Source organism: Yoonia sp., assembly GCF_017854415.1.
Taxonomy (GTDB): Bacteria; Pseudomonadota; Alphaproteobacteria; order Rhodobacterales; family Rhodobacteraceae; genus Yoonia.
Map to the genome: position 1 here is coordinate 35,220 of NZ_JAFMHR010000004.1, position 17,885 is coordinate 53,104.

At 55.8% G+C, this 17,885-nt stretch carries 18 protein-coding genes; 4 read left to right on the top strand and 14 right to left on the bottom strand.

The genetic code is table 11. The features are described from left to right. Nucleotides 1-2: 2 nt before the first annotated feature. From QZ197_RS01145 to QZ197_RS01205, 13 genes are all read right to left on the bottom strand, one after another. Complete coding sequence (locus tag QZ197_RS01145; protein ID WP_296429368.1) at nt 3-896, bottom strand: sulfotransferase; 894 nt, start codon at nt 894-896, stop codon at nt 3-5. Further along, nucleotides 896-1,507: an NADH-quinone oxidoreductase subunit C gene (locus QZ197_RS01150; RefSeq protein ID WP_296429369.1), complete on the bottom strand. Its 612-nt coding sequence runs from the start codon at nt 1,505-1,507 to the stop codon at nt 896-898. The genes QZ197_RS01145 and QZ197_RS01150 overlap by 1 nt, the downstream gene beginning before the upstream one ends. Before the next feature lie 21 nt (nt 1,508-1,528). Beyond that, nucleotides 1,529-2,059: an NADH-quinone oxidoreductase subunit B gene (locus QZ197_RS01155; protein ID WP_296429371.1), complete on the bottom strand. Its 531-nt coding sequence runs from the start codon at nt 2,057-2,059 to the stop codon at nt 1,529-1,531. Continuing rightward, a complete protein-coding gene (locus QZ197_RS01160) occupies nt 2,050-2,415 on the bottom strand; it encodes an NADH-quinone oxidoreductase subunit A (protein ID WP_296429373.1) in 366 nt (121 codons plus the stop codon). Before QZ197_RS01160 ends, QZ197_RS01155 begins: the two co-directional genes overlap by 10 nt. A 122-nt stretch (nt 2,416-2,537) precedes the next feature. Continuing rightward, a complete protein-coding gene (locus tag QZ197_RS01165) occupies nt 2,538-3,479 on the bottom strand; it encodes a hypothetical protein (protein WP_296429374.1) in 942 nt (313 codons plus the stop codon). Between the two features lie 78 nt (nt 3,480-3,557). Beyond that, on the bottom strand, nt 3,558-4,331 hold the full coding sequence (locus QZ197_RS01170) for a crotonase/enoyl-CoA hydratase family protein (RefSeq protein WP_296429376.1): 774 nt from the start codon (nt 4,329-4,331) through the stop codon (nt 3,558-3,560). Continuing rightward, the gene (locus tag QZ197_RS01175; RefSeq protein WP_296429378.1) at nt 4,328-5,188 is read right to left on the bottom strand and encodes a hydroxymethylglutaryl-CoA lyase; all 861 of its coding nucleotides are present in this window, start codon (nt 5,186-5,188) and stop codon (nt 4,328-4,330) included. Before QZ197_RS01175 ends, QZ197_RS01170 begins: the two co-directional genes overlap by 4 nt. A gap of 115 nt (nt 5,189-5,303) precedes the next feature. Beyond that, a complete protein-coding gene (locus QZ197_RS01180; protein ID WP_296429380.1) occupies nt 5,304-7,214 on the bottom strand; it encodes an acetyl/propionyl/methylcrotonyl-CoA carboxylase subunit alpha in 1,911 nt (636 codons plus the stop codon). Between the two features lie 5 nt (nt 7,215-7,219). Beyond that, nucleotides 7,220-8,782, bottom strand: coding sequence for a carboxyl transferase domain-containing protein (locus QZ197_RS01185; protein WP_296429381.1), 1,563 nt, complete (start codon nt 8,780-8,782; stop codon nt 7,220-7,222). Beyond that, nucleotides 8,779-9,072: a hypothetical protein gene (locus tag QZ197_RS01190; RefSeq protein ID WP_296429383.1), complete on the bottom strand. Its 294-nt coding sequence runs from the start codon at nt 9,070-9,072 to the stop codon at nt 8,779-8,781. Before QZ197_RS01190 ends, QZ197_RS01185 begins: the two co-directional genes overlap by 4 nt. Further along, complete coding sequence (locus tag QZ197_RS01195) at nt 9,069-10,232, bottom strand: acyl-CoA dehydrogenase family protein (RefSeq protein ID WP_296429395.1); 1,164 nt, start codon at nt 10,230-10,232, stop codon at nt 9,069-9,071. The genes QZ197_RS01190 and QZ197_RS01195 overlap by 4 nt, the downstream gene beginning before the upstream one ends. A 94-nt stretch (nt 10,233-10,326) precedes the next feature. After that, nucleotides 10,327-11,532 (bottom strand): DegT/DnrJ/EryC1/StrS family aminotransferase, encoded by a 1,206-nt coding sequence (locus tag QZ197_RS01200; protein WP_296429385.1) that lies wholly within the window; start codon nt 11,530-11,532, stop codon nt 10,327-10,329. Nucleotides 11,533-11,599: 67 nt separating this feature from the next. Then, nucleotides 11,600-12,268, bottom strand: coding sequence for an HAD-IA family hydrolase (locus QZ197_RS01205; protein ID WP_296429387.1), 669 nt, complete (start codon nt 12,266-12,268; stop codon nt 11,600-11,602). Nucleotides 12,269-12,388: 120 nt separating this feature from the next. Here QZ197_RS01205 and glmU point away from each other — a divergent pair, with 120 nt between their 5' ends. Genes glmU through QZ197_RS01220 form a run of 3 tightly spaced genes read left to right on the top strand, consistent with a single transcriptional unit; the run spans nt 12,389 to nt 16,242 of the window. Then, complete coding sequence (gene glmU, locus QZ197_RS01210) at nt 12,389-13,732, top strand: bifunctional UDP-N-acetylglucosamine diphosphorylase/glucosamine-1-phosphate N-acetyltransferase GlmU (RefSeq protein WP_296429388.1); 1,344 nt, start codon at nt 12,389-12,391, stop codon at nt 13,730-13,732. Nucleotides 13,733-13,735: 3 nt separating this feature from the next. Next, nucleotides 13,736-15,559, top strand: a complete 1,824-nt coding sequence (gene glmS, locus QZ197_RS01215; protein ID WP_296429390.1) for a glutamine--fructose-6-phosphate transaminase (isomerizing) — start codon at nt 13,736-13,738, stop codon at nt 15,557-15,559. Beyond that, on the top strand, nt 15,556-16,242 hold the full coding sequence (locus QZ197_RS01220; RefSeq protein ID WP_296429391.1) for a DNA alkylation repair protein: 687 nt from the start codon (nt 15,556-15,558) through the stop codon (nt 16,240-16,242). Before glmS ends, QZ197_RS01220 begins: the two co-directional genes overlap by 4 nt. On the opposite strand, the gene QZ197_RS01225 is transcribed toward QZ197_RS01220, so the two are convergent. Next, nucleotides 16,239-16,706, bottom strand: a complete 468-nt coding sequence (locus QZ197_RS01225) for a D-galactarate dehydratase (RefSeq protein WP_296429392.1) — start codon at nt 16,704-16,706, stop codon at nt 16,239-16,241. The genes QZ197_RS01220 and QZ197_RS01225 overlap by 4 nt on opposite strands. An 85-nt stretch (nt 16,707-16,791) precedes the next feature. Between QZ197_RS01225 and moaA the strand changes: the two genes are divergently transcribed. Further along, nucleotides 16,792-17,796 (top strand): GTP 3',8-cyclase MoaA, encoded by a 1,005-nt coding sequence (gene moaA / locus QZ197_RS01230; protein ID WP_296429393.1) that lies wholly within the window; start codon nt 16,792-16,794, stop codon nt 17,794-17,796. The last annotated feature ends 89 nt before the right edge of the window (nt 17,797-17,885 follow it).

Genomic DNA, 17,885 nt, shown 5'->3' on the forward strand with positions numbered 1-17,885 from the left:
GCTTAAGCCCTCGCTTGATTGTCTTGCCACCGCTGTGGCAGGGGCCCGATGTTGCGGGCCACCCATTCATAGTGTTCATTCAATAGCCCCAACGCGCGGGGGCGTAGTTTGTCCAGCATTACAACCTCTGGTCCTTCATGGACAGGCTGTTGAACGTCGGACTTTGCAGCCCTAATTCCTAGAAATTCGCAAACCCGCGCCAGACCTTGTGGTGTAAACAAATCCTCGGTGAATTGGATTAGCAAACGGCCTTCTGGGATCAAACGACGTAACTTGCGGATAATTTTGGGATAATCGCCGCGCTCAAGAATGTGAGTCTCTTGGCCACGATTGAGCATCCGGAATAAGATATTATTCGATTTCTTCTCATAAACCTCGTGGGCCTGCCTTTGGCGGCGGGCCTGCATACGGATATGCGACCACAGCCGATCCAGCGGGTCACGGATAAGAAAAATAAACTTAGACGCTGGCTGCGCATCGCGCATCCGTGCGATCGCATCATCGCTCAATGTGGCATAATTGGGGGTCAGATCACCAACAAGGCGTGCATCAGATCGTCCGGTCAACAACCAGTCGAAATAAGCGGCGTCGTCGGTGCGATCACCTTCAAGCGTGTCCACCAGCGCTTTCATCTGGTTGATCCGGCGATCAAGATTTTCCACCTGCCAACCGCGCCCTGCATCAGCTGCATCAACCTTGGCATCGCGCATTTCACGCAACCGGACACGGTAAAATACCAACTGCTTTTCCAAGTCGTCTGCGTTGAAGGTATCCCAATAATGGGCCTCTTTGACGGCAGGCATCGCGCAATCAGGGTGATCATGCAGATAGCGATAGAGCCAAGACGTCCCCGCCTTGGTTGCACCCATGCCATAAAGAAGGGTTGGCGTGGCCATCAGCCTGCTTTCTCGGTCTTCTTTTCGTCACCGGGCAGGATGTACTGAGCCCCTTCCCAAGGCGACATAAAGTCGAACTGGCGGTATTCTTGTACAAGGCTGACGGGCTCATAAATGACGCGCTTTTGCACTTCGTCATAGCGCACTTCGGTATATCCAGTGGTCGGAAAATCCTTACGCAAAGGATGACCACGGAAGCCGTAATCCGTCAGGATGCGGCGCAAATCCGGGTGGCCCGAGAACAGGATGCCAAACATGTCAAAGACTTCACGTTCGAACCAGTTCGCAGACGGGTGCACTGGCAGAATTGACGGCAGCATGTCTTCTTCGCGGATTTGAACCCGCAGACGAATGCGGTGGTTCTGATACATGCTCAGAAAGTGATAAATCACGTCAAACCGCTTGGCCCGTGTGGGGTAATCAACGGCTGTGATATCAACCAACGATGAAAACTTGCAGGTCGCGTCAGTCTTGAGGAAATCAACAAAGCTAACAAGTGATGACGGAGCGACGGTCACCGTCAATTCATCATGGGCGACTTCCCAAGACAGCACGCAATCGGTGCGCTTAAGTTCAAGATGCGTGCCGAGCTCTTGCAATGCTTCAGTCATGTCTTAATCCTTTCACCGCGCTTAGCGCACGATCGTACCTGTACGGCGCATCTTACGTTGCAGTTGCAGGATGCCATAAAGCAACGCTTCTGCGGTCGGCGGGCAACCGGGCACGTAAATATCAACTGGCACAATACGGTCACATCCACGCACAACAGAATAGCTGTAGTGATAATAGCCGCCACCATTCGCGCAGGACCCCATAGAGATCACATAGCGCGGCTCTGGCATCTGGTCGTAGACCTTGCGCAAAGCGGGTGCCATTTTGTTAGTCAGAGTGCCCGCAACAATCATCAAATCAGACTGGCGTGGCGACGCGCGTGGCGCAGTGCCGAACCGTTCAAGGTCATAGCGCGGCATAGAGGTATGCATCATTTCAACAGCACAACAGGCCAGACCAAAGGTCATCCAGTGCAGCGATCCGGTCCGCGCCCAATTCACAATGTCAGCGGTCGAGGTCACAAGGAAACCCTTGTCCTGCAACTCGGAATTAATCAGCTGTGTGCCGTGTTCCTTATCGGCACCCACGGAGGTTCCAGTCATCACTCCCATTCGAGTGCCCCTTTCTTCCATTCGTAAGCAAAGCCGATTGTCAGCACGCCCAAAAAGACCATCATCGACCAAAACGCTGTCATGCTGATGTCTTGGAACGCGACAGCCCATGGAAACAGGAACGCGACCTCAAGATCGAAGATGATGAACAAAATGGCGACCAGATAAAAGCGCACATCAAATTTCATGCGTGCATCATCGAATGCGTTAAAACCGCATTCGTAGGCGGATACTTTTTCAGGGTCTGGATTACGGACCGCAACGATCGCAGCGGCAAGGATCAAGATCAGGCCCAGCGCAATCGCAAGTCCCAGAAAAATCATGATCGGCAGGTATTCGGTTAGCATTTCCTGCAAGGGGTGTTCCTCTCGGTTCGGCCCACCCTAAGGGCGCACCGCATGTTGGCTGCCCGTTGCATACCGCTGACACCGCGAGGGGTCAACCAAGCGCAATGCCGCAGAGCATCAATTTCGTCGAATTATTCGGTGTGGTTTGAGACTGGCGCACGTGGCGAAAGAACCGCACCAGCAACCGACAACAAAGAGACATTATGCGCCACACCGTTTGTACGGGCGGTATGCCCAACAACGGCGTCTGCTGTTTCGGTCAAATTGTCGGCCTGTTGGTCTGTCAACCAAAACAAAACATGCATCCCGACAGTAAAGTCACCCGGCAAATCACACACGAGCACTTCGCAACCATTGTCTGTCGCGGAAAAGTGCTGTGACGTCACGGTCACCGACCCGTTGCGCAGCACCATCATCACATCATGTCGCTCGGGCGTTGAATTGAGAACTTTGGCGTCCAATTTAACGACTTCCATCGCGTCAAGTGTGGTGTCGTCAGCCATAGCAACAACTGCAACGGCTACATCAAAGAACCCGTTTTCATCCACTGGACCGGTCAGAACACGGCCCCGCCGCGCGTCAGGACGCAGGGCAAACTGCTGATAGGCCACATTAGGTGAACACGGCACGACCATCTTTGTCTTAAGCGTCTTGCGCACATCGGGGCCCGCATAGACCAGCGCACCAAGCAAAATTTGGATCAACGCCATAACAACGCCCATGGCGGCCACAGCAAAGCTCATCAAAATAATAAAAGCGGCCGTTGCGTGTTCTGCTGGCGCCCAAAGAGAAACGATCTTGATGACAGGCATCACAACGATCAACAATGTCGCTGACAGCGACAGCGCAAAAGTCTCGAGTGTTACGTTCGGGAAAAGAACCACATGACCGACAACCAAACCCGCAATACCAAAACATGCCACTGTCGCATGAAAAGCTGAAAGGACAGTCGGATCCATCCAAGCGACGGTCAGTACCATCATCATCGGGATCGCAACAGCAATCGCGATCAAGCGGCGCAAACGCATAACGCGGTAAAAGACTTGTTCAGTCGTGGGCCAAGCGAAAGGCATGCTTATCTCCTCTTCGCCCTCCAAAGAACCCTCAGAATCAGTCATAATTGAGACGGAAATCTGACGTTTGCCCCCTGTTTAAACCGCCCAGCGCGGCTTTCTCTTGGCAAAAAAGGCAGAAATGCCTTCTTCTGCCTCATTCCCACTCCATTGCGTGATCAACGCATCTATCGAGCGTTGAATTGTTGATTCGTCGATAACCGGACCCAAACTGCGCGCGTAAGCCTTGGCTGCCGCCACAGCACCCGGGGCGCATTGCAGAAAAGCGTCCACTTCAACCGCGACCGCAGCATCAAGATCGGCTGCGGGCAACGCCTGCGCGACCACTCCCAAACTTATAGCTTCTTGCGCGTTAAAAATTCGTGAAGACATCAGAACACGTCTTGCGTGCGCTTCACCCATGCGCGCCAGCACGTATGGGCCGATCGTTGCAGGCACGAGGCCAAGCTTTGTTTCCGTTAGGCCAAACTTCGCGTGATCTGCGGCAATCACAATGTCACAAACGCAGGCCAACCCGACGCCTCCGCCAAACGCATTCCCCTGTACACGCCCGATCAAAGGCTGCGGCAGGGTATTAAGCGCGCCCAACACATTCGCCAACGCTTGCGCCGCCCCCCGCTTCATAGCGTCATCACCGGCCATCTGTTCCTGCATCCAACCCAGATCGCCACCGGCGCAAAAACTGGTGCCCGCAGCCCCAAGCACAACGACGCGAATGTCTGTATTTGCAGCGATCGTTTCCGTGGCCTCTTGCAAAGCATCAATCACCGCGCGCGATAACGCATTGTGCTTTTCGGGGCGCTGCAACGTCAATGTCGCAACGCCGCGCACATCTGTCTTAAGATCAATCATCGCATTTCCTTTGCCATTTTGGCCGCCTGCGCAATGATTGCTGGATCAACACCCGTTTCGAAACCCAACCGCGCCATAAGGTCCAATACCGCCTCTGTCGCTACATTTCCGGGCGCACCGGGTGCATATGGACAACCGCCAAGGCCGCCCACAGCACTGTCAAATGTACGCACCCCCAAATCAAGCGCCGCTTCAATATTTGGCAATGCGCGCCCGTTGGTATCATGGAAATGCCCAGCGAGGCTGTCGGCTGGCGCAACCTTTAACACCGCCTCAAGCATCTGCATCACCCGCTCTGGCGTGCCATTCCCCAATGTATCCCCCAATGAGACCCGCATCGGCGCTATCTCGCGCAGTAACCCAACCACATCGGCGACCTGTGAATGCGAGGTCGATCCGTCAAACGGGCAGTCCGTCACACAAGACACATATCCACGCAATCCCACACCCGTATTCAAGGCGACCTCAACAACCGGAGCCAGATTGGCGACAGACTGTGCAATCGAACAATTCAAATTGCTTTGCGAAAACCCCTCAGAGGCCGAAATGAATACCGCAATCTCGTAGTTCACCATATCCTTACGCGCCGCCTTGAAACCTTCCCAGCCGCGCATATTAGGCACAAGCACTGCATAGGTAACACCTGCCACCTGCGGCAAACGCGCCATTACCTGATCCGAGTTGGCCATTTGCGGCACCCAGCGCGGGCTGACAAAACTGCCTACTTCGATATCGGTCAAACCCGATCGACCAAGCATTTCAATCAATGCAACCTTCTGCGCCACCGGAATGACACGGGCTTCGTTCTGCAAACCATCGCGAGGACCAACCTCATGAATACGAACAGCACGGGTCATACTCCCACCCTTCTTCTGTTCTTAATTACCTCGGGGAGGTCCCGAAGGGACTGGGGCAGCGCCCCTGACAACGTAAGACACCGACGGCACCATGACCGTGCTTGCATAAGACGGATCATTCTTCCGGCTCCAACCCAACCATCAATGCGCCTGCCGTCACCTGCGCCCCTGTCACCACATCAACGGATTTGATCAACCCATCACGCGGCGCGCGCAGAACATGTTCCATTTTCATCGCCTCAAGTACAACCAACCGATCCCCCGCAACCACAGTTTGGCCAACCTGAACAGCGACCTCACAAATCAAACCCGGCATCGGGGCAACAACGGTATCGCCGCCAATGGCGCTTTGCCCCCGATCTGCGGGATCAATCACCGCAAAGGTCTGCAATTGCGCGCCAAACAACGTCACTTGCTCACTATGGCAAATCGCGGGCAGCCCCCAATGTGCACCGCGACGCATCAGCGTTATTTGGTCGACACCAATGGCGACATCACACAGGTTTGGACCACGTACGCATAGCTTGGCCTCATACGTTTCATCGCCCTGCCCCAGAATGATTTCACGCGTCAGCGGCTCCCAAAGCGTAAACCCGATATGAAGGCCTTCACCCAGCTGTGCCGCGGTAACGACAGCCACTGCAATCTCGAACACACTTGGAACCGGCTGCTCGCAAAGCACACTACTTTCCCGGGCAATAAGGCCGGTATCAACATCACCCGCCACAAAACCGGAATTGCGTGCAAGCCTGCGCAAGAAACCAAGGTTCGTAACCGTGCCTGCCACCTGTGTCCCATCCAATGCCGCATGCATCGCGCGCAACGCAGCGGGACGGTCCACGCCATGTGTCGTGATCTTGGCGATCATTGGATCATACCAAGGCGAGATTTCATCACCCGCTTGCACACCACTATCAATGCGCGCGTTTTGCGGGAAATGCAGATGATCAATGGTCCCTGTCGCAGGCAAAAAACCTGCTGGGACGTCTTCTGCGTATAGCCGTGCTTCGAACGCATGCCCTTTGATCTGCAAATCAGACTGCTTTGCAGGCAACGGCTCGCCTGCGGCAACACGCAGTTGCCACGAAACCAGATCAACACCCGTGATCGCTTCGGTGACAGGGTGTTCCACTTGCAAACGTGTGTTCATTTCCATGAACCAGAACCCATCTGTGCGCAGGCCATTTGACCCGTCCACGATAAACTCGACCGTGCCAGCGCCCGCGTAACCAATCGCTTTGGCAGCTTTCACCGCAGCATCTCCCATCGCGCGGCGTACCGCATCTGTCATGCCCGGCGCAGGGGCTTCCTCGATGACCTTTTGATGACGGCGTTGCAGCGAACAATCGCGTTCAAATAAATGCACCGCGTCGGAGCCATCGCCAAACACCTGCACTTCGATATGGCGGGGCGCTATGATGTATTTCTCGATTAATACCGCTGCATTGCCGAAAGCGGTGCGCGCTTCTGCTTGGGCAGAAGCCAGGTTTTCTGCAAACTTGGCAGCAACCTCAACCAAACGCATGCCTTTACCACCGCCGCCAGCAACCGCCTTGATAAGCACTGGATAGCCGATGTCTTCTGCACGCGCGGCCAAGAACGCGGCATCCTGATTGGCCCCATGATACCCCGGCACGACGGGAACACCGGACGTTTCCATGAGCGCTTTGGCCGCATCCTTAAGTCCCATCGCACGGATCGCATCCGCAGAGGGTCCGATGAATACCAACCCTGCTTTTTGCACAGCTTCGACAAAATCGGGGTTTTCGGATAGAAACCCATAACCGGGATGGATCGCCTGCCCCCCAGTCTGTAGCGCCGCCGCGATGATCAGATCACCGCGCAGATAGCTTTCCGCCACAGGTGCCGGACCAATGCGCACCGCTTCATCCGCTTGGATCACATGCAGCGCCTGCGCGTCAGCGTCAGAGTAGATGGCGACCGTTCGCACACCCATTTCGCGGGCGGTTTTGATCACGCGGCAGGCGATTTCGCCGCGGTTGGCTATCAAGATTTTATCAAACATCTGCGTCACATCCGGAACACGCCAAAGCGTGTCTCCTCGATCGGGGCATTCATCGCGGCTGCCAGCGACAATGCCAGCACTTCGCGGCTTTTGCGCGGATCAATAATGCCGTCATCCCAAAGGCGTGCACTCGCGTAAAGCGGATGCGATTGCTCTTCGAACATATCCACGGTTGGCTTTTTGAAAGCGGCTTCATCTTCGGCCGACCACGTCCCACCGCCACGTTCAATCGCGTCGCGTTTGACAGTGGCCAGCACGCCAGCGGCTTGCGCACCGCCCATCACAGATATCCGCGACGTCGGCCATGACCACATAAAGTGCGGACTGTAAGCCCTCCCAGCCATGCCATAATTACCTGCACCGAATGATCCACCGACAACCATCGTGATCTTGGGAACCTTCGTTGTAGCAACAGCCGTGACCATCTTGGCCCCGTGCCGCGCGATGCCTTCGTTTTCGTATTTCTGCCCGACCATGAAGCCCGTGATGTTTTGCAAGAAAACCAACGGGATTTTGCGCTGACTGCAAAGTTCCACGAAATGCGCGCCCTTTTGCGCGCTCTCGGAAAACAGCACGCCATTGTTGGCCACGATACCGCAAGGCCAACCGTCGATATGGGCAAATCCGCAAACCAGCGTTTCGCCGAACCGCGCCTTGAATTCGTCAAATCGTGATCCGTCCACGATACGCCTGATCACCTCGCGAATATCATATGGCGTGCGCAAGTCGGCGGGAACCACATCAAACAAAGTATCAGGATCAAGCGCTGGAGCTTCGGAAGGCAATCTATTGGGATTGCTTTCTTTTTGCAAAGCACACGACGCAACAGCCTGCCGCGCAAGTGCCAAGGCGTGTGCGTCATCTTCGGCCAAATAATCAGCCACGCCTGACAAACGCGTATGCACATCACCGCCGCCCAATTCCTCTGCCGAAACCACTTCACCAGTCGCAGCCTTCACCAACGGCGGACCTGCAAGGAAGATCGTGCCTTGGTCGCGCACGATAATCGACACATCGGCCATAGCGGGCACATAGGCCCCGCCTGCGGTGCATGACCCCATCACAACAGCGATCTGCGGGATGCCTTTGGCGGACATCTGGGCCTGATTGTAAAAGATGCGGCCAAAGTGGTCGCGGTCCGGGAATACTTCGTCTTGATTGGGTAGGTTCGCGCCGCCACTGTCGACCAGATAGACGCAAGGAAGATGACAGGCTTCGGCGATTTCTTGGGCGCGTAGATGCTTTTTGACGGTCATCGGATAGTAGGTGCCGCCCTTCACGGTCGCATCATTGCAAACGACCATGACCAGATGTCCGTTCACCAGCCCCACGCCAGCGATCACGCCTGCGCAGGGCGCCGCACCATCATAAAGACCGTGTGCCGCTGTCGCGCCGACCTCGAGAAACGGACTGCCTGGGTCAAGCAAACCTGCAACACGGTCGCGGGGCAGCATCTTGCCACGGCTAACATGACGCGATCGGGATTTTTCACCACCGCCAAAGGCTGCCTCTCTTGCAGCTTGGGCCACTTCGGCCAATGCGGCTTCGTGCAAAATGCGATCACTCATGCGGAAGGTCCTTGTGGTTGCGGCAATGCTTCACCGCGCGCGCCTACGAAATACGTGGTGGCCACACCGCTGGGATGAACGCAGTTGATCACCATGCGAACGGCGGCATCAGGATGCGTGGTCGCTGCGCAATCTGTTAGCCTTGCACCTTCAGGTGCCGATTGCAGATAGGCCGCAGCATAGCGGTTGATAATCTCGGTCTCGGACGGCAGTTGCCCGCGCTGAAAGCCCAGATAGCCAACAAAGGCGATCAATCCGGCAAGCGGCAAAAAGAACACCGCCCGCGTCACCTCATTGCTCCCATCATTTCGCGCCCGATCAACATGCGCCGGATTTCGGACGTACCGGCGCCGATCTCCATTAGTTTTGCGTCGCGGAACAGGCGTGCAACTGGTGCATCATTCATAAACCCTGCCCCGCCCATTGCTTGCACGGCTTGGTGAGCCTGTTTCATAGCCTCTTCGCTGGCATAAAGACAGCAGGCCGCCGCATCTTGGCGCGTGACCGTGCCACGGTCACAGGCGCGCGCAACTTCGTAAACATAAGCCCGCGCGGAATTCATTGCCGTATACATATCCGCGATTTTGCCCTGCATCAGTTGGAAACTCCCGATAGGCTCGCCGAACTGTTTGCGGGTGCTGATATATGGCATGATCTCGTCCAGACAGGCCGCCATGATGCCAAGACCGATGCCCGCAAGCACAACACGCTCGTAATCGAGGCCGGACATCAGAACGCGCACGCCTTTGCCCTCTTCGCCCAGCACGTTTTCAAACGGTACAGCAACATCGTCAAAAATCAGCTCTGCTGTGTTGGACCCGCGCATGCCCAGTTTGTCGAAATGCGCAGATGTCGAAAAACCGACCATTTCTTTTTCGATCAGGAAAGCAGTGATGCCTTTGGCCCCCGCATCCAGGTCAGTCTTAGCGTAGACGACCAGCGTGTCGGCCTCTGGCCCGTTCGTGATCCAGTATTTGTTCCCGTTCAGGCGGTAGTGATCATTGCGCTTTTCAGCGCGCAGCGACATTGATACGACATCCGATCCCGCGCCCGCCTCTGACATTGCCAGCGCGCCAACATGATCGCCAGAAACCAGACGCGGCAGGTATTTCGCCCTTTGCGCATCGGTTCCGTTGAGTTTGATCTGATTAACGCAAAGGTTGGAATGCGCGCCATATGACAGGCTGACAGATGCACTCGCCCGCGCAATTTCTTCAATCGCCACAGTATGTGCCAGATAGGACATGCCTACGCCGCCGTATGCTTCGTCAACAGTGACGCCCAGCAAGCCCAGCGCGCCCATTTCTGTCCAAAGCTCGGCAGGGAAATTATTGTCGCGATCGATCGCTGCAGCCAGTGGCTTGACCCGCGATTGCGCCCAGTCATGCACCATATCGCGCAAGGCATTCACATCCTCGCCCAGATCAAATGTCATTGAGGCATGAAACATGAGGTGCTCCAGATTAATTGAACGCTTGTTCATTAATAGAGCGCAGTCGTGCGATCTGTCGACTCCTTTTTTTGCAAAGAGCCCTGTGCGTTCCCTATTCTGCCACAGCTTGCCCTTGGTAGACCGTCGAAACCTCTGCCCGAATGATCCGTGCCAACTGTGCACAATCATCAAGGCTAAACGTTAAAGGCAATCGCATGTCTACGATTCCAGCCAAGACCCGATCAGACGATGGCATCGGCGAAGAAGGTGCATAGCGCCAGCTGTCATAGCGCGAGGTAAACCCTTTGGGTTCTGCCCCTCCGAACCATTTCAGTTCAACACCGCGTGCGGCGCAGCGGGTTAAGACGTCGCCCACCGAAGCCGCCTCCCAATCCAGCAAAAGAAACTGGAACGATGACGCGACGAACTGTTCTTTTTCGGGACGCGGTATCAGGCGCAGACCAGCGGTATCTGCCAAGCCCTTTTCCAACACGCGGTATCGTGCATTCCACTTTTCGCACTGTGCAGCCAAATTGCGCAGTTGTGGGCGCAAAATCGCTGCGCGCAAGTTGTCCATGCGGCCGGAGATATTGGGCGTCTCGTATTTGATCTTGGCAAAAGTCTCGACCGGCGGAGCCGCGCGGTGCTTTTCAAACAGCATATAGCTGCCAGAGAGCATGATCGCGCGGGCCATATCTTCGGCCCCGTCGCAAATCAGGAAGCCGCCTTCGCCGGAATTGATGTGCTTATAGGTCTGCGTCGAATAGCACCCAAAGCGTCCCCAGCGGCCACTCGGAACGCCATTCCACGCGGCACCCATGGTGTGCGCACAGTCCTCGATCACGGTAACACCTGCGGCATCGCACATCGCTATCAAGCGTTCCATATCGCAGATATGGCCGCGCATGTGGCTGAGAAGCAGGACTTTGGATTGGTCCAGTTTCGTGGATAAATCATCAAGGTCGATCAAAAGATCTTCGGTGACGCCGACAAATACCGGTACACCACCCACCGCCGCAATCGCACCGGGTACAGGCGCAAGTGTGAACGCGTTGGTCAGGACTTTGTCGCCATGTTTCACACCTGACGCACGCAAGGCTGTTGTCATCGCATACCCGCCAGAGGCCACAGCAAGGCAGTATTTCGACCCCACTGTTGCGGCGAATTCTTCCTCTAACAATGCAGCCTCGGCGATCTCGTCACCACTGGTGTTGTAACGGTGCAAGCGGCCTGACTGCATCACAGCATTGGCCGCAGCGATCCCTTCGGCGGGGATCGATTCTTGCTGGGTAAAGCTTCCGGTGAATTTCTCTGTCATGAGTCTACTCTTTATGCGGAATGCGTCCGCGTCAAATGGCCACTTTGGCGCATTGCATAATGCCAATTCAGCCAATCAGGCGCGCGACGACCTCGTCGAGTTGCGCGTAGCTGTCGATCGTGGCTTCTGGATCAAGCGCCAAGACATCTTCGCGGCCCGGCCCGAAGGTCACCAAGATCGACGGCACACCCGCATTGCGCGACGTATCGCGGTCGGTGGCAGTATCTCCAACCAGTAGTGAGCGCTTGGGATCACCACCCGCACGGCGCACGGCCTCAAAATGATGTTCAGGGTCGGGTTTGCGCACAGGCAAAGTATCCGCCCCGATAAGGGATGCAAAAGCGTCGCGCACGCCAAGGCTGGTCATCAATGTCTCGGCCAAGCCTTCTGGTTTATTGGTCGCAATACCGACGGCGTAATCAGCCATGCGCAGGCGTTCAACCGCATCCATCGCACCAGGATACAAGAAGGTATGCGTATCAATCGCTTCGGCATAAGCGGTCAGTAAGACGGGGTACTGCGCATCAACCTCGGTTTCGTCAAAACCTTCGCTGCGCGAAAAGCCAAGGCGCAACATGGCGCGGCCCCCACGCAACGCCGTTGCAGCGTCTTGGATAGGATCAAGCAAATCACCCAGTCCGAGGTCGCGAAAACAACTGTTTGCTGCAGCGATTAAATCACCGCTGGTATCAGCCAATGTGCCATCAAGATCGAAGATTACAGTGCGTTTTGTCATCAAGCTGCCTTTTGGTTAATCATTCCTCTGTAACGCCCTGTAAACTGATGTGAACCCCCTGCCCTTGTGATAATCAAAAAGGGCAGTAGAAGGCAGGTAACAACAAGGTTTGAGGCAGCAATGACAACCGCACTGATTATCCTAGGCGCAGGCATGGGCACGCGTATGAATTCGGAGCTGCCCAAAGTGCTGCACCAGATCGCAGGCGCGCCGATGTTGGTGCATGCGATGAAATCCGGCGGCGCACTTGATCCCGCGCATACTGTGATCGTTGCAGGACACGGCGCTGATTTGGTCGAAGCCGCAGCCAAAGCCTATGACCCCGATGTGACTGTCGCTATCCAGTCAGAACAGTTGGGCACTGCCCACGCGGTGTCCCAAGCACGCAGCGCATTGGCCGATTTTGACGGTGATGCGCTGGTTCTTTACGGGGACACGCCTTTTATTCGCGCCGAGACGTTGGCTGCAATGACGGCAGCACGCCTAACCCATGATATCGTGGTGTTAGGTTTTGAAGCCGCAGACGCTGGCCGCTATGGGCGGTTGATCCTTAAGGATGACCAACTTGACCGGATTGTTGAGTTTAAAGACGCAACCGACGCAGAGCGCGGCGTGAACCTATGTAACAGCGGGGTTGTTGCGGCAAATGCAGCCACGCTTTTTGATTTGATCGATGCTGTTGGCAACGAAAATGCTGCAAGCGAATACTATCTGACCGATATTATCAGCATTGCCCGCGCACGCGGATTGAGCGCGACAGTCGTGCGCTGCGACGAGGCCGAAACTCTTGGCATCAATTCGCGTTCGGAACTGGCACAAGCCGAGGCGCTGTTCCAAGCAAATGCACGCCAAATGGCGCAGGAAGACGGCGTGACGATGATCGCGCCCGAAACCGTGTTCTTCGCTCATGATACTGTCATTGGCCGCGATACCGTGATCGAACCAAACGTCGTTTTCGGCCCCGATGTGACGATAGAAAGCAGCACGACAATCCGCGCGTTTTCACACCTTGAAGGTTGCCATGTCTCGCGCGGGTCAGTCGTTGGCCCCTACGCGCGGCTACGTCCGGGTGCGGAACTTGCTGAAAACGTTAAAGTCGGCAATTTCGTTGAGATCAAGAACGCACAGATCGCAGCAGGCGCAAAAGTGAACCACCTGTCATATATCGGTGACGCGACTATTGGCGCACGCAGCAACATCGGTGCAGGCACGATTACCTGTAACTATGACGGTGTGTTCAAACATCATACGACGATTGGCGAAGACGTCTTTATCGGCTCCAACACCATGCTCGTGGCCCCTGTCACGGTTGGTGATGCGGCGATGACGGGCAGTGGATCGGTTGTGACACGCGATGTGCCCGCCGGTGATCTGGCCGTGGGCCGCGCAAAACAAGAAAACAAAGCTGGGTTTGCGGTGCGTCTGTTCGACAAACTGCGCGCGCTCAAAGCAAAAGGGTCCTAAACCATGTGTGGTATCGTTGGCGTATTAGGCAATCACGAAGCAGCCCCCCTGTTGGTCGAAGCGCTCAAACGTTTGGAATATCGCGGCTATGACAGCGCAGGGATCGCGACCATCAATGATGGCGCGTTGGACCGCCGCCGTGCTGTCGGTAAACTGGTGAACCTGTCGGATGTTTTAGTGCACGAGCCTTTGGCGGGAAAAGCCGGTATCGGCCACACCCGCTGGGCCACGCACGGTGCACCCAATGCTGGAAATGCGCACCCGCACCGCGCAGGCAGCGTTGCCGTAGTACACAACGGCATCATCGAGAATTTTCGCGAGTTACGCGCGTTTTTGGGTGAACAAGGTGTTGGCTACGAGACGGACACTGACACTGAAACCGTCGCACTGCTGGCTAACTACTATGTGTCCCAAGGTCTAAGCCCGCGTGATGCAGCACAGAAAACCATTTCCCGCCTCGAAGGTGCTTATGCGCTGTGTTTCCTGTTTGACGGTGAAGACGATCTGCTGATCGCAGCCCGCAAAGGTTCTCCGCTTGCGATTGGTCATGGTGATGGCGAAATGTTTGTTGGCTCTGACGCAATCGCATTGGCACCAATGACAGACCGGATCACGTACCTTGAAGAAGGTGATTGGGCCGTCATCACCCGCACCAGCCTTGAAATCCGTGATGCGCAAGGCAACATCGCTAACCGCGCGGTCAACACGATCCAAATTGATACGGCCCGCGTCGACAAAGCGGGCTTCAAACACTTCATGGCCAAAGAAATCGCGGAACAACCCGTCGTGCTGCAAGGTGCCTTGGCCCATTACATCAACGCAGACGGCACAGCAGTCACTTTGCCTGATCCCGGCATTGATTTCACCCAAGTCGAGCGGATGACCATGGTTGCATGCGGCACCGCGTTCTATGCCTGCATGGTCGCCAAATATTGGTTCGAACAGATTGCGGGCATTCCGGTCGAGGTCGATGTGGCATCAGAATTCCGCTACCGCGAACCGCCCGTAACTTCTGGCACCGTCGCTTTGTTCGTCAGCCAATCTGGCGAAACAGCCGATACGCTGGCCGCGTTGCGCTACATGCAGGGAAAAGCGGACAAGATCGTATCGGTCGTGAATGTCCCCGAAAGCTCGATCGCGCGCGAAAGCGATTTGGCGCTGCCGATCTTGGCGGGCACGGAAATCGGCGTGGCATCGACCAAAGCTTTCACCTGCCAGCTCACGACGTTGGCCATTCTGGCACTGCAAGCGGCCCATGCGCGCGGCAAAATCTCAGCACAGGATATGGCCATAAAACTGGAAGCCTTGCGCAACATGCCGGGGATTTTCAATCAAGCGCTGGGTATTGAAGGCAAAACAAAGAAGGTATCGCGCAAACTGGCAGAAGCACGCGACATCTTGTTCTTGGGACGCGGCGTAATGTACCCATTGGCCCTAGAGGGCGCACTTAAACTAAAAGAAATCAGTTATATACACGCCGAAGCTTATGCGTCTGGCGAATTAAAGCATGGCCCCATCGCCTTGGTCGACAAGCATGTGCCTGTGATTGTCATGGCTCCGCGCGATAGCTTGTTCGAGAAAACCGTATCAAACATGCAAGAAGTCATGGCGCGCGGCGGTAAAGTGCTGTTAATCACCGACCAACGTGGTGCTACAGAGGCTGGCATGGGCGTCTGGGACACAATCATCATGCCAGAGATTGACCCGTTCCTTGCTCCGATCCTCTATGCGGTGCCCGCACAATTACTTGCCTACCATACTGCAGTCGCAAAGGGGACAGATGTGGATCAGCCGCGCAATCTAGCCAAATCGGTAACAGTCGAATGACCACTGTTAAAATCGCGACCGCACAACTGCGCGCCTTGGCCGATCCGGTCAAAGCCTCTGAAATGCACAAATATCACAAGGTAGATCGCCAGTATCTGGGGATCGCCAATCCGGTGATCGACGAGCACGTCAAAGCCTGGCGCGAAGATGTCGATCTTGAAGGACGCCTGACATTGGCTCGCGGTCTTTGGAAAGGCAACATCCACGAAGGCCGCATTGCCGCCGCCAAGCTGCTGACCCAAGCCCGCATCCGGCCAGACGATCAGGCCGCATGGGAATTGATCAAGTCATGGGTCCCGACGTTTGATGCATGGGCTATTGCAGATCACGCAAGCATCGCCGGTCAAAAGCGACTGGTCGCTGATCCATCCCGCTTGGATGAAATCGAAGAATGGACCAAGTCCCATCATATGTGGAGCAAGCGCGCCGCATTGGTCATGACCTTGCCTTGGACGAAGCAAAACCACCCCAAGCCCAATGAGATCGCAGCACGCGAACGCGCTTTGGGCTGGGCTGCAGAATATGCATCCGATCACGATCGGTTCATCCAAAAGTCCATCGCGTGGTGGCTACGTGATTTATCCAAACACGATCCTGCGCGCGTGCAGACGTTTTTAGACGCCAACGCCGAAACGATGAAACCATCGGCCGTCAAAGAAGCCAGACGGCTCTTGCCCGACTAAGGGGCCGCGAAAACGGTGAGTTCTGGCAGTCCGGTCAACGGGGCCTCTAGCAGGCGCATCGCCGCAAGGCTGATCTGGCTGCCGGACCCTGCCGCCCCACCAGAGGGGCGCAGTTCGATATTGATAGCATTGCCCTGATATTCCACACGACCAGCGGCCAAGGTCGTCACCAACGGCGTTTTGAGCCAGATCCCGGGTTCTGTCGGTGATCCCAAAGACGCAATTGTAGTGCCCAGCCTTGTTTGAACCACGGCAATGGCCGAGACCGCAGCATCGCGGTCGGCCTGCGATGTCGTGTCAAAATCTGCGACTGTTGTCGCATTTTCTGGCGGCGGTGGGGCCACACCAACAGCGGGTATAGGCGCCACGATCGAAGCCTCTGGCACGACGCCGAAAAACTCTTGGAACGCGGGCGTGGTACAACCAGCCAACGCAGCAAAGGGCAGGATAAAAACTATTCTCATACGCGGACCCTATGTCGGGGCTGACCGCTGTGCAACGGGTCCGATGTGGCTTGCGCAAAGATGCGCCCGCCCTTAGATTGATATCATGACAAATCCTCTCATCGACCCTTTCGCCCGCGCCATTTCTTATTTGCGGGTATCCGTCACCGACCGCTGCGATTTTCGCTGTGTCTATTGCATGTCTGAAAACATGACGTTCCTGCCCAAAAAAGAGCTTTTGACGCTCGAGGAACTGGACCGCATGTGTTCGGCCTTTGTGCGGCTTGGCGTGAAAAAGCTGCGGATTACGGGCGGTGAACCTTTGGTGCGCCGCGATATCATGACGTTCTTTCGCAGCATGTCGCGGCATCTGGAAACCGGTGATTTGCACGAACTGACGTTAACCACCAACGGCAGCCAGCTTGAAAAATACGCCGATGATCTGTTTGCCGCAGGTGTGCGCCGGATCAACGTGTCGCTTGATACGCTCGACGAGGATAAATTTGCCAAGATCACACGCTGGGGGCGCCTGCCCCAAGTGATGCGCGGCATTGATGCGGCCCAAAAGGCGGGCTTGCGTGTCAAGATCAACACTGTCGCCCTGCAGGACTTTAACGAAGACGAGCTTGAGGCGCTGACAGACTGGTGCGCATCGCGCGATCTGGACCTGACCTTTATCGAGGTCATGCCGATGGGTGATTTGGGCAATGAGGACCGATTAGGGCAATATTGGTCGCTCAAAGACCTGCGTGCGCGCATTGCTGAACGCTCCCCCTTGATTGACCTGCCCGAAAGCACAGGCGGCCCCGCCCGTTATGTGCGTGTTGAAAGCACTGGGCAGAAGATCGGGTTCATCACCCCGCTAAGCCATAATTTCTGCGAAAGCTGCAACCGCGTGCGGATCACCTGCACGGGCGAAATTTACACATGTCTGGGCCAAGAAGGCCATTCCGACCTGCGCGGCCCACTGCGCGCGTCAGAGTCTGACGCCGATCTGGAGGATGCGATCCGTGCCGCAATTGCGTTGAAGCCGAAAGGGCATGATTTCGACTATTCACGCCAGCAAATTGATGGGCAAGTTAGTCGGCATATGTCGCATACGGGCGGTTAGAGAAAGTGTAGCCAAGGACTGTTAAGCGGGACCAGGACGAAACCGCTCTCGCGGTATTGGCGCTTGTGGCCGGTGTTTTGCACAGATTG

What these genes read in the sequence shown, in the direction of transcription:
- QZ197_RS01145 (WP_296429368.1), bottom strand. Translation starts at nt 896, where the DNA reads ATGGCCACGCCAACCCTTCTTTATGGCATGGGTGCAACCAAGGCGGGG.
- QZ197_RS01150 (WP_296429369.1), bottom strand. Translation starts at nt 1,507, where the DNA reads ATGACTGAAGCATTGCAAGAGCTCGGCACGCATCTTGAACTTAAGCGC.
- QZ197_RS01155 (WP_296429371.1), bottom strand. Translation starts at nt 2,059, where the DNA reads ATGGGAGTGATGACTGGAACCTCCGTGGGTGCCGATAAGGAACACGGC.
- QZ197_RS01165 (WP_296429374.1), bottom strand. Translation starts at nt 3,479, where the DNA reads ATGCCTTTCGCTTGGCCCACGACTGAACAAGTCTTTTACCGCGTTATG.
- QZ197_RS01170 (WP_296429376.1), bottom strand. Translation starts at nt 4,331, where the DNA reads ATGATTGATCTTAAGACAGATGTGCGCGGCGTTGCGACATTGACGTTG.
- QZ197_RS01175 (WP_296429378.1), bottom strand. Translation starts at nt 5,188, where the DNA reads ATGACCCGTGCTGTTCGTATTCATGAGGTTGGTCCTCGCGATGGTTTG.
- QZ197_RS01180 (WP_296429380.1), bottom strand. Translation starts at nt 7,214, where the DNA reads ATGTTTGATAAAATCTTGATAGCCAACCGCGGCGAAATCGCCTGCCGC.
- QZ197_RS01185 (WP_296429381.1), bottom strand. Translation starts at nt 8,782, where the DNA reads ATGAGTGATCGCATTTTGCACGAAGCCGCATTGGCCGAAGTGGCCCAA.
- QZ197_RS01195 (WP_296429395.1), bottom strand. Translation starts at nt 10,232, where the DNA reads ATGTTTCATGCCTCAATGACATTTGATCTGGGCGAGGATGTGAATGCC.
- QZ197_RS01200 (WP_296429385.1), bottom strand. Translation starts at nt 11,532, where the DNA reads ATGACAGAGAAATTCACCGGAAGCTTTACCCAGCAAGAATCGATCCCC.
- QZ197_RS01205 (WP_296429387.1), bottom strand. Translation starts at nt 12,268, where the DNA reads ATGACAAAACGCACTGTAATCTTCGATCTTGATGGCACATTGGCTGAT.
- glmU (WP_296429388.1), top strand. Translation starts at nt 12,389, where the DNA reads ATGACAACCGCACTGATTATCCTAGGCGCAGGCATGGGCACGCGTATG.
- glmS (WP_296429390.1), top strand. Translation starts at nt 13,736, where the DNA reads ATGTGTGGTATCGTTGGCGTATTAGGCAATCACGAAGCAGCCCCCCTG.
- QZ197_RS01220 (WP_296429391.1), top strand. Translation starts at nt 15,556, where the DNA reads ATGACCACTGTTAAAATCGCGACCGCACAACTGCGCGCCTTGGCCGAT.
- QZ197_RS01225 (WP_296429392.1), bottom strand. Translation starts at nt 16,706, where the DNA reads ATGAGAATAGTTTTTATCCTGCCCTTTGCTGCGTTGGCTGGTTGTACC.
- moaA (WP_296429393.1), top strand. Translation starts at nt 16,792, where the DNA reads ATGACAAATCCTCTCATCGACCCTTTCGCCCGCGCCATTTCTTATTTG.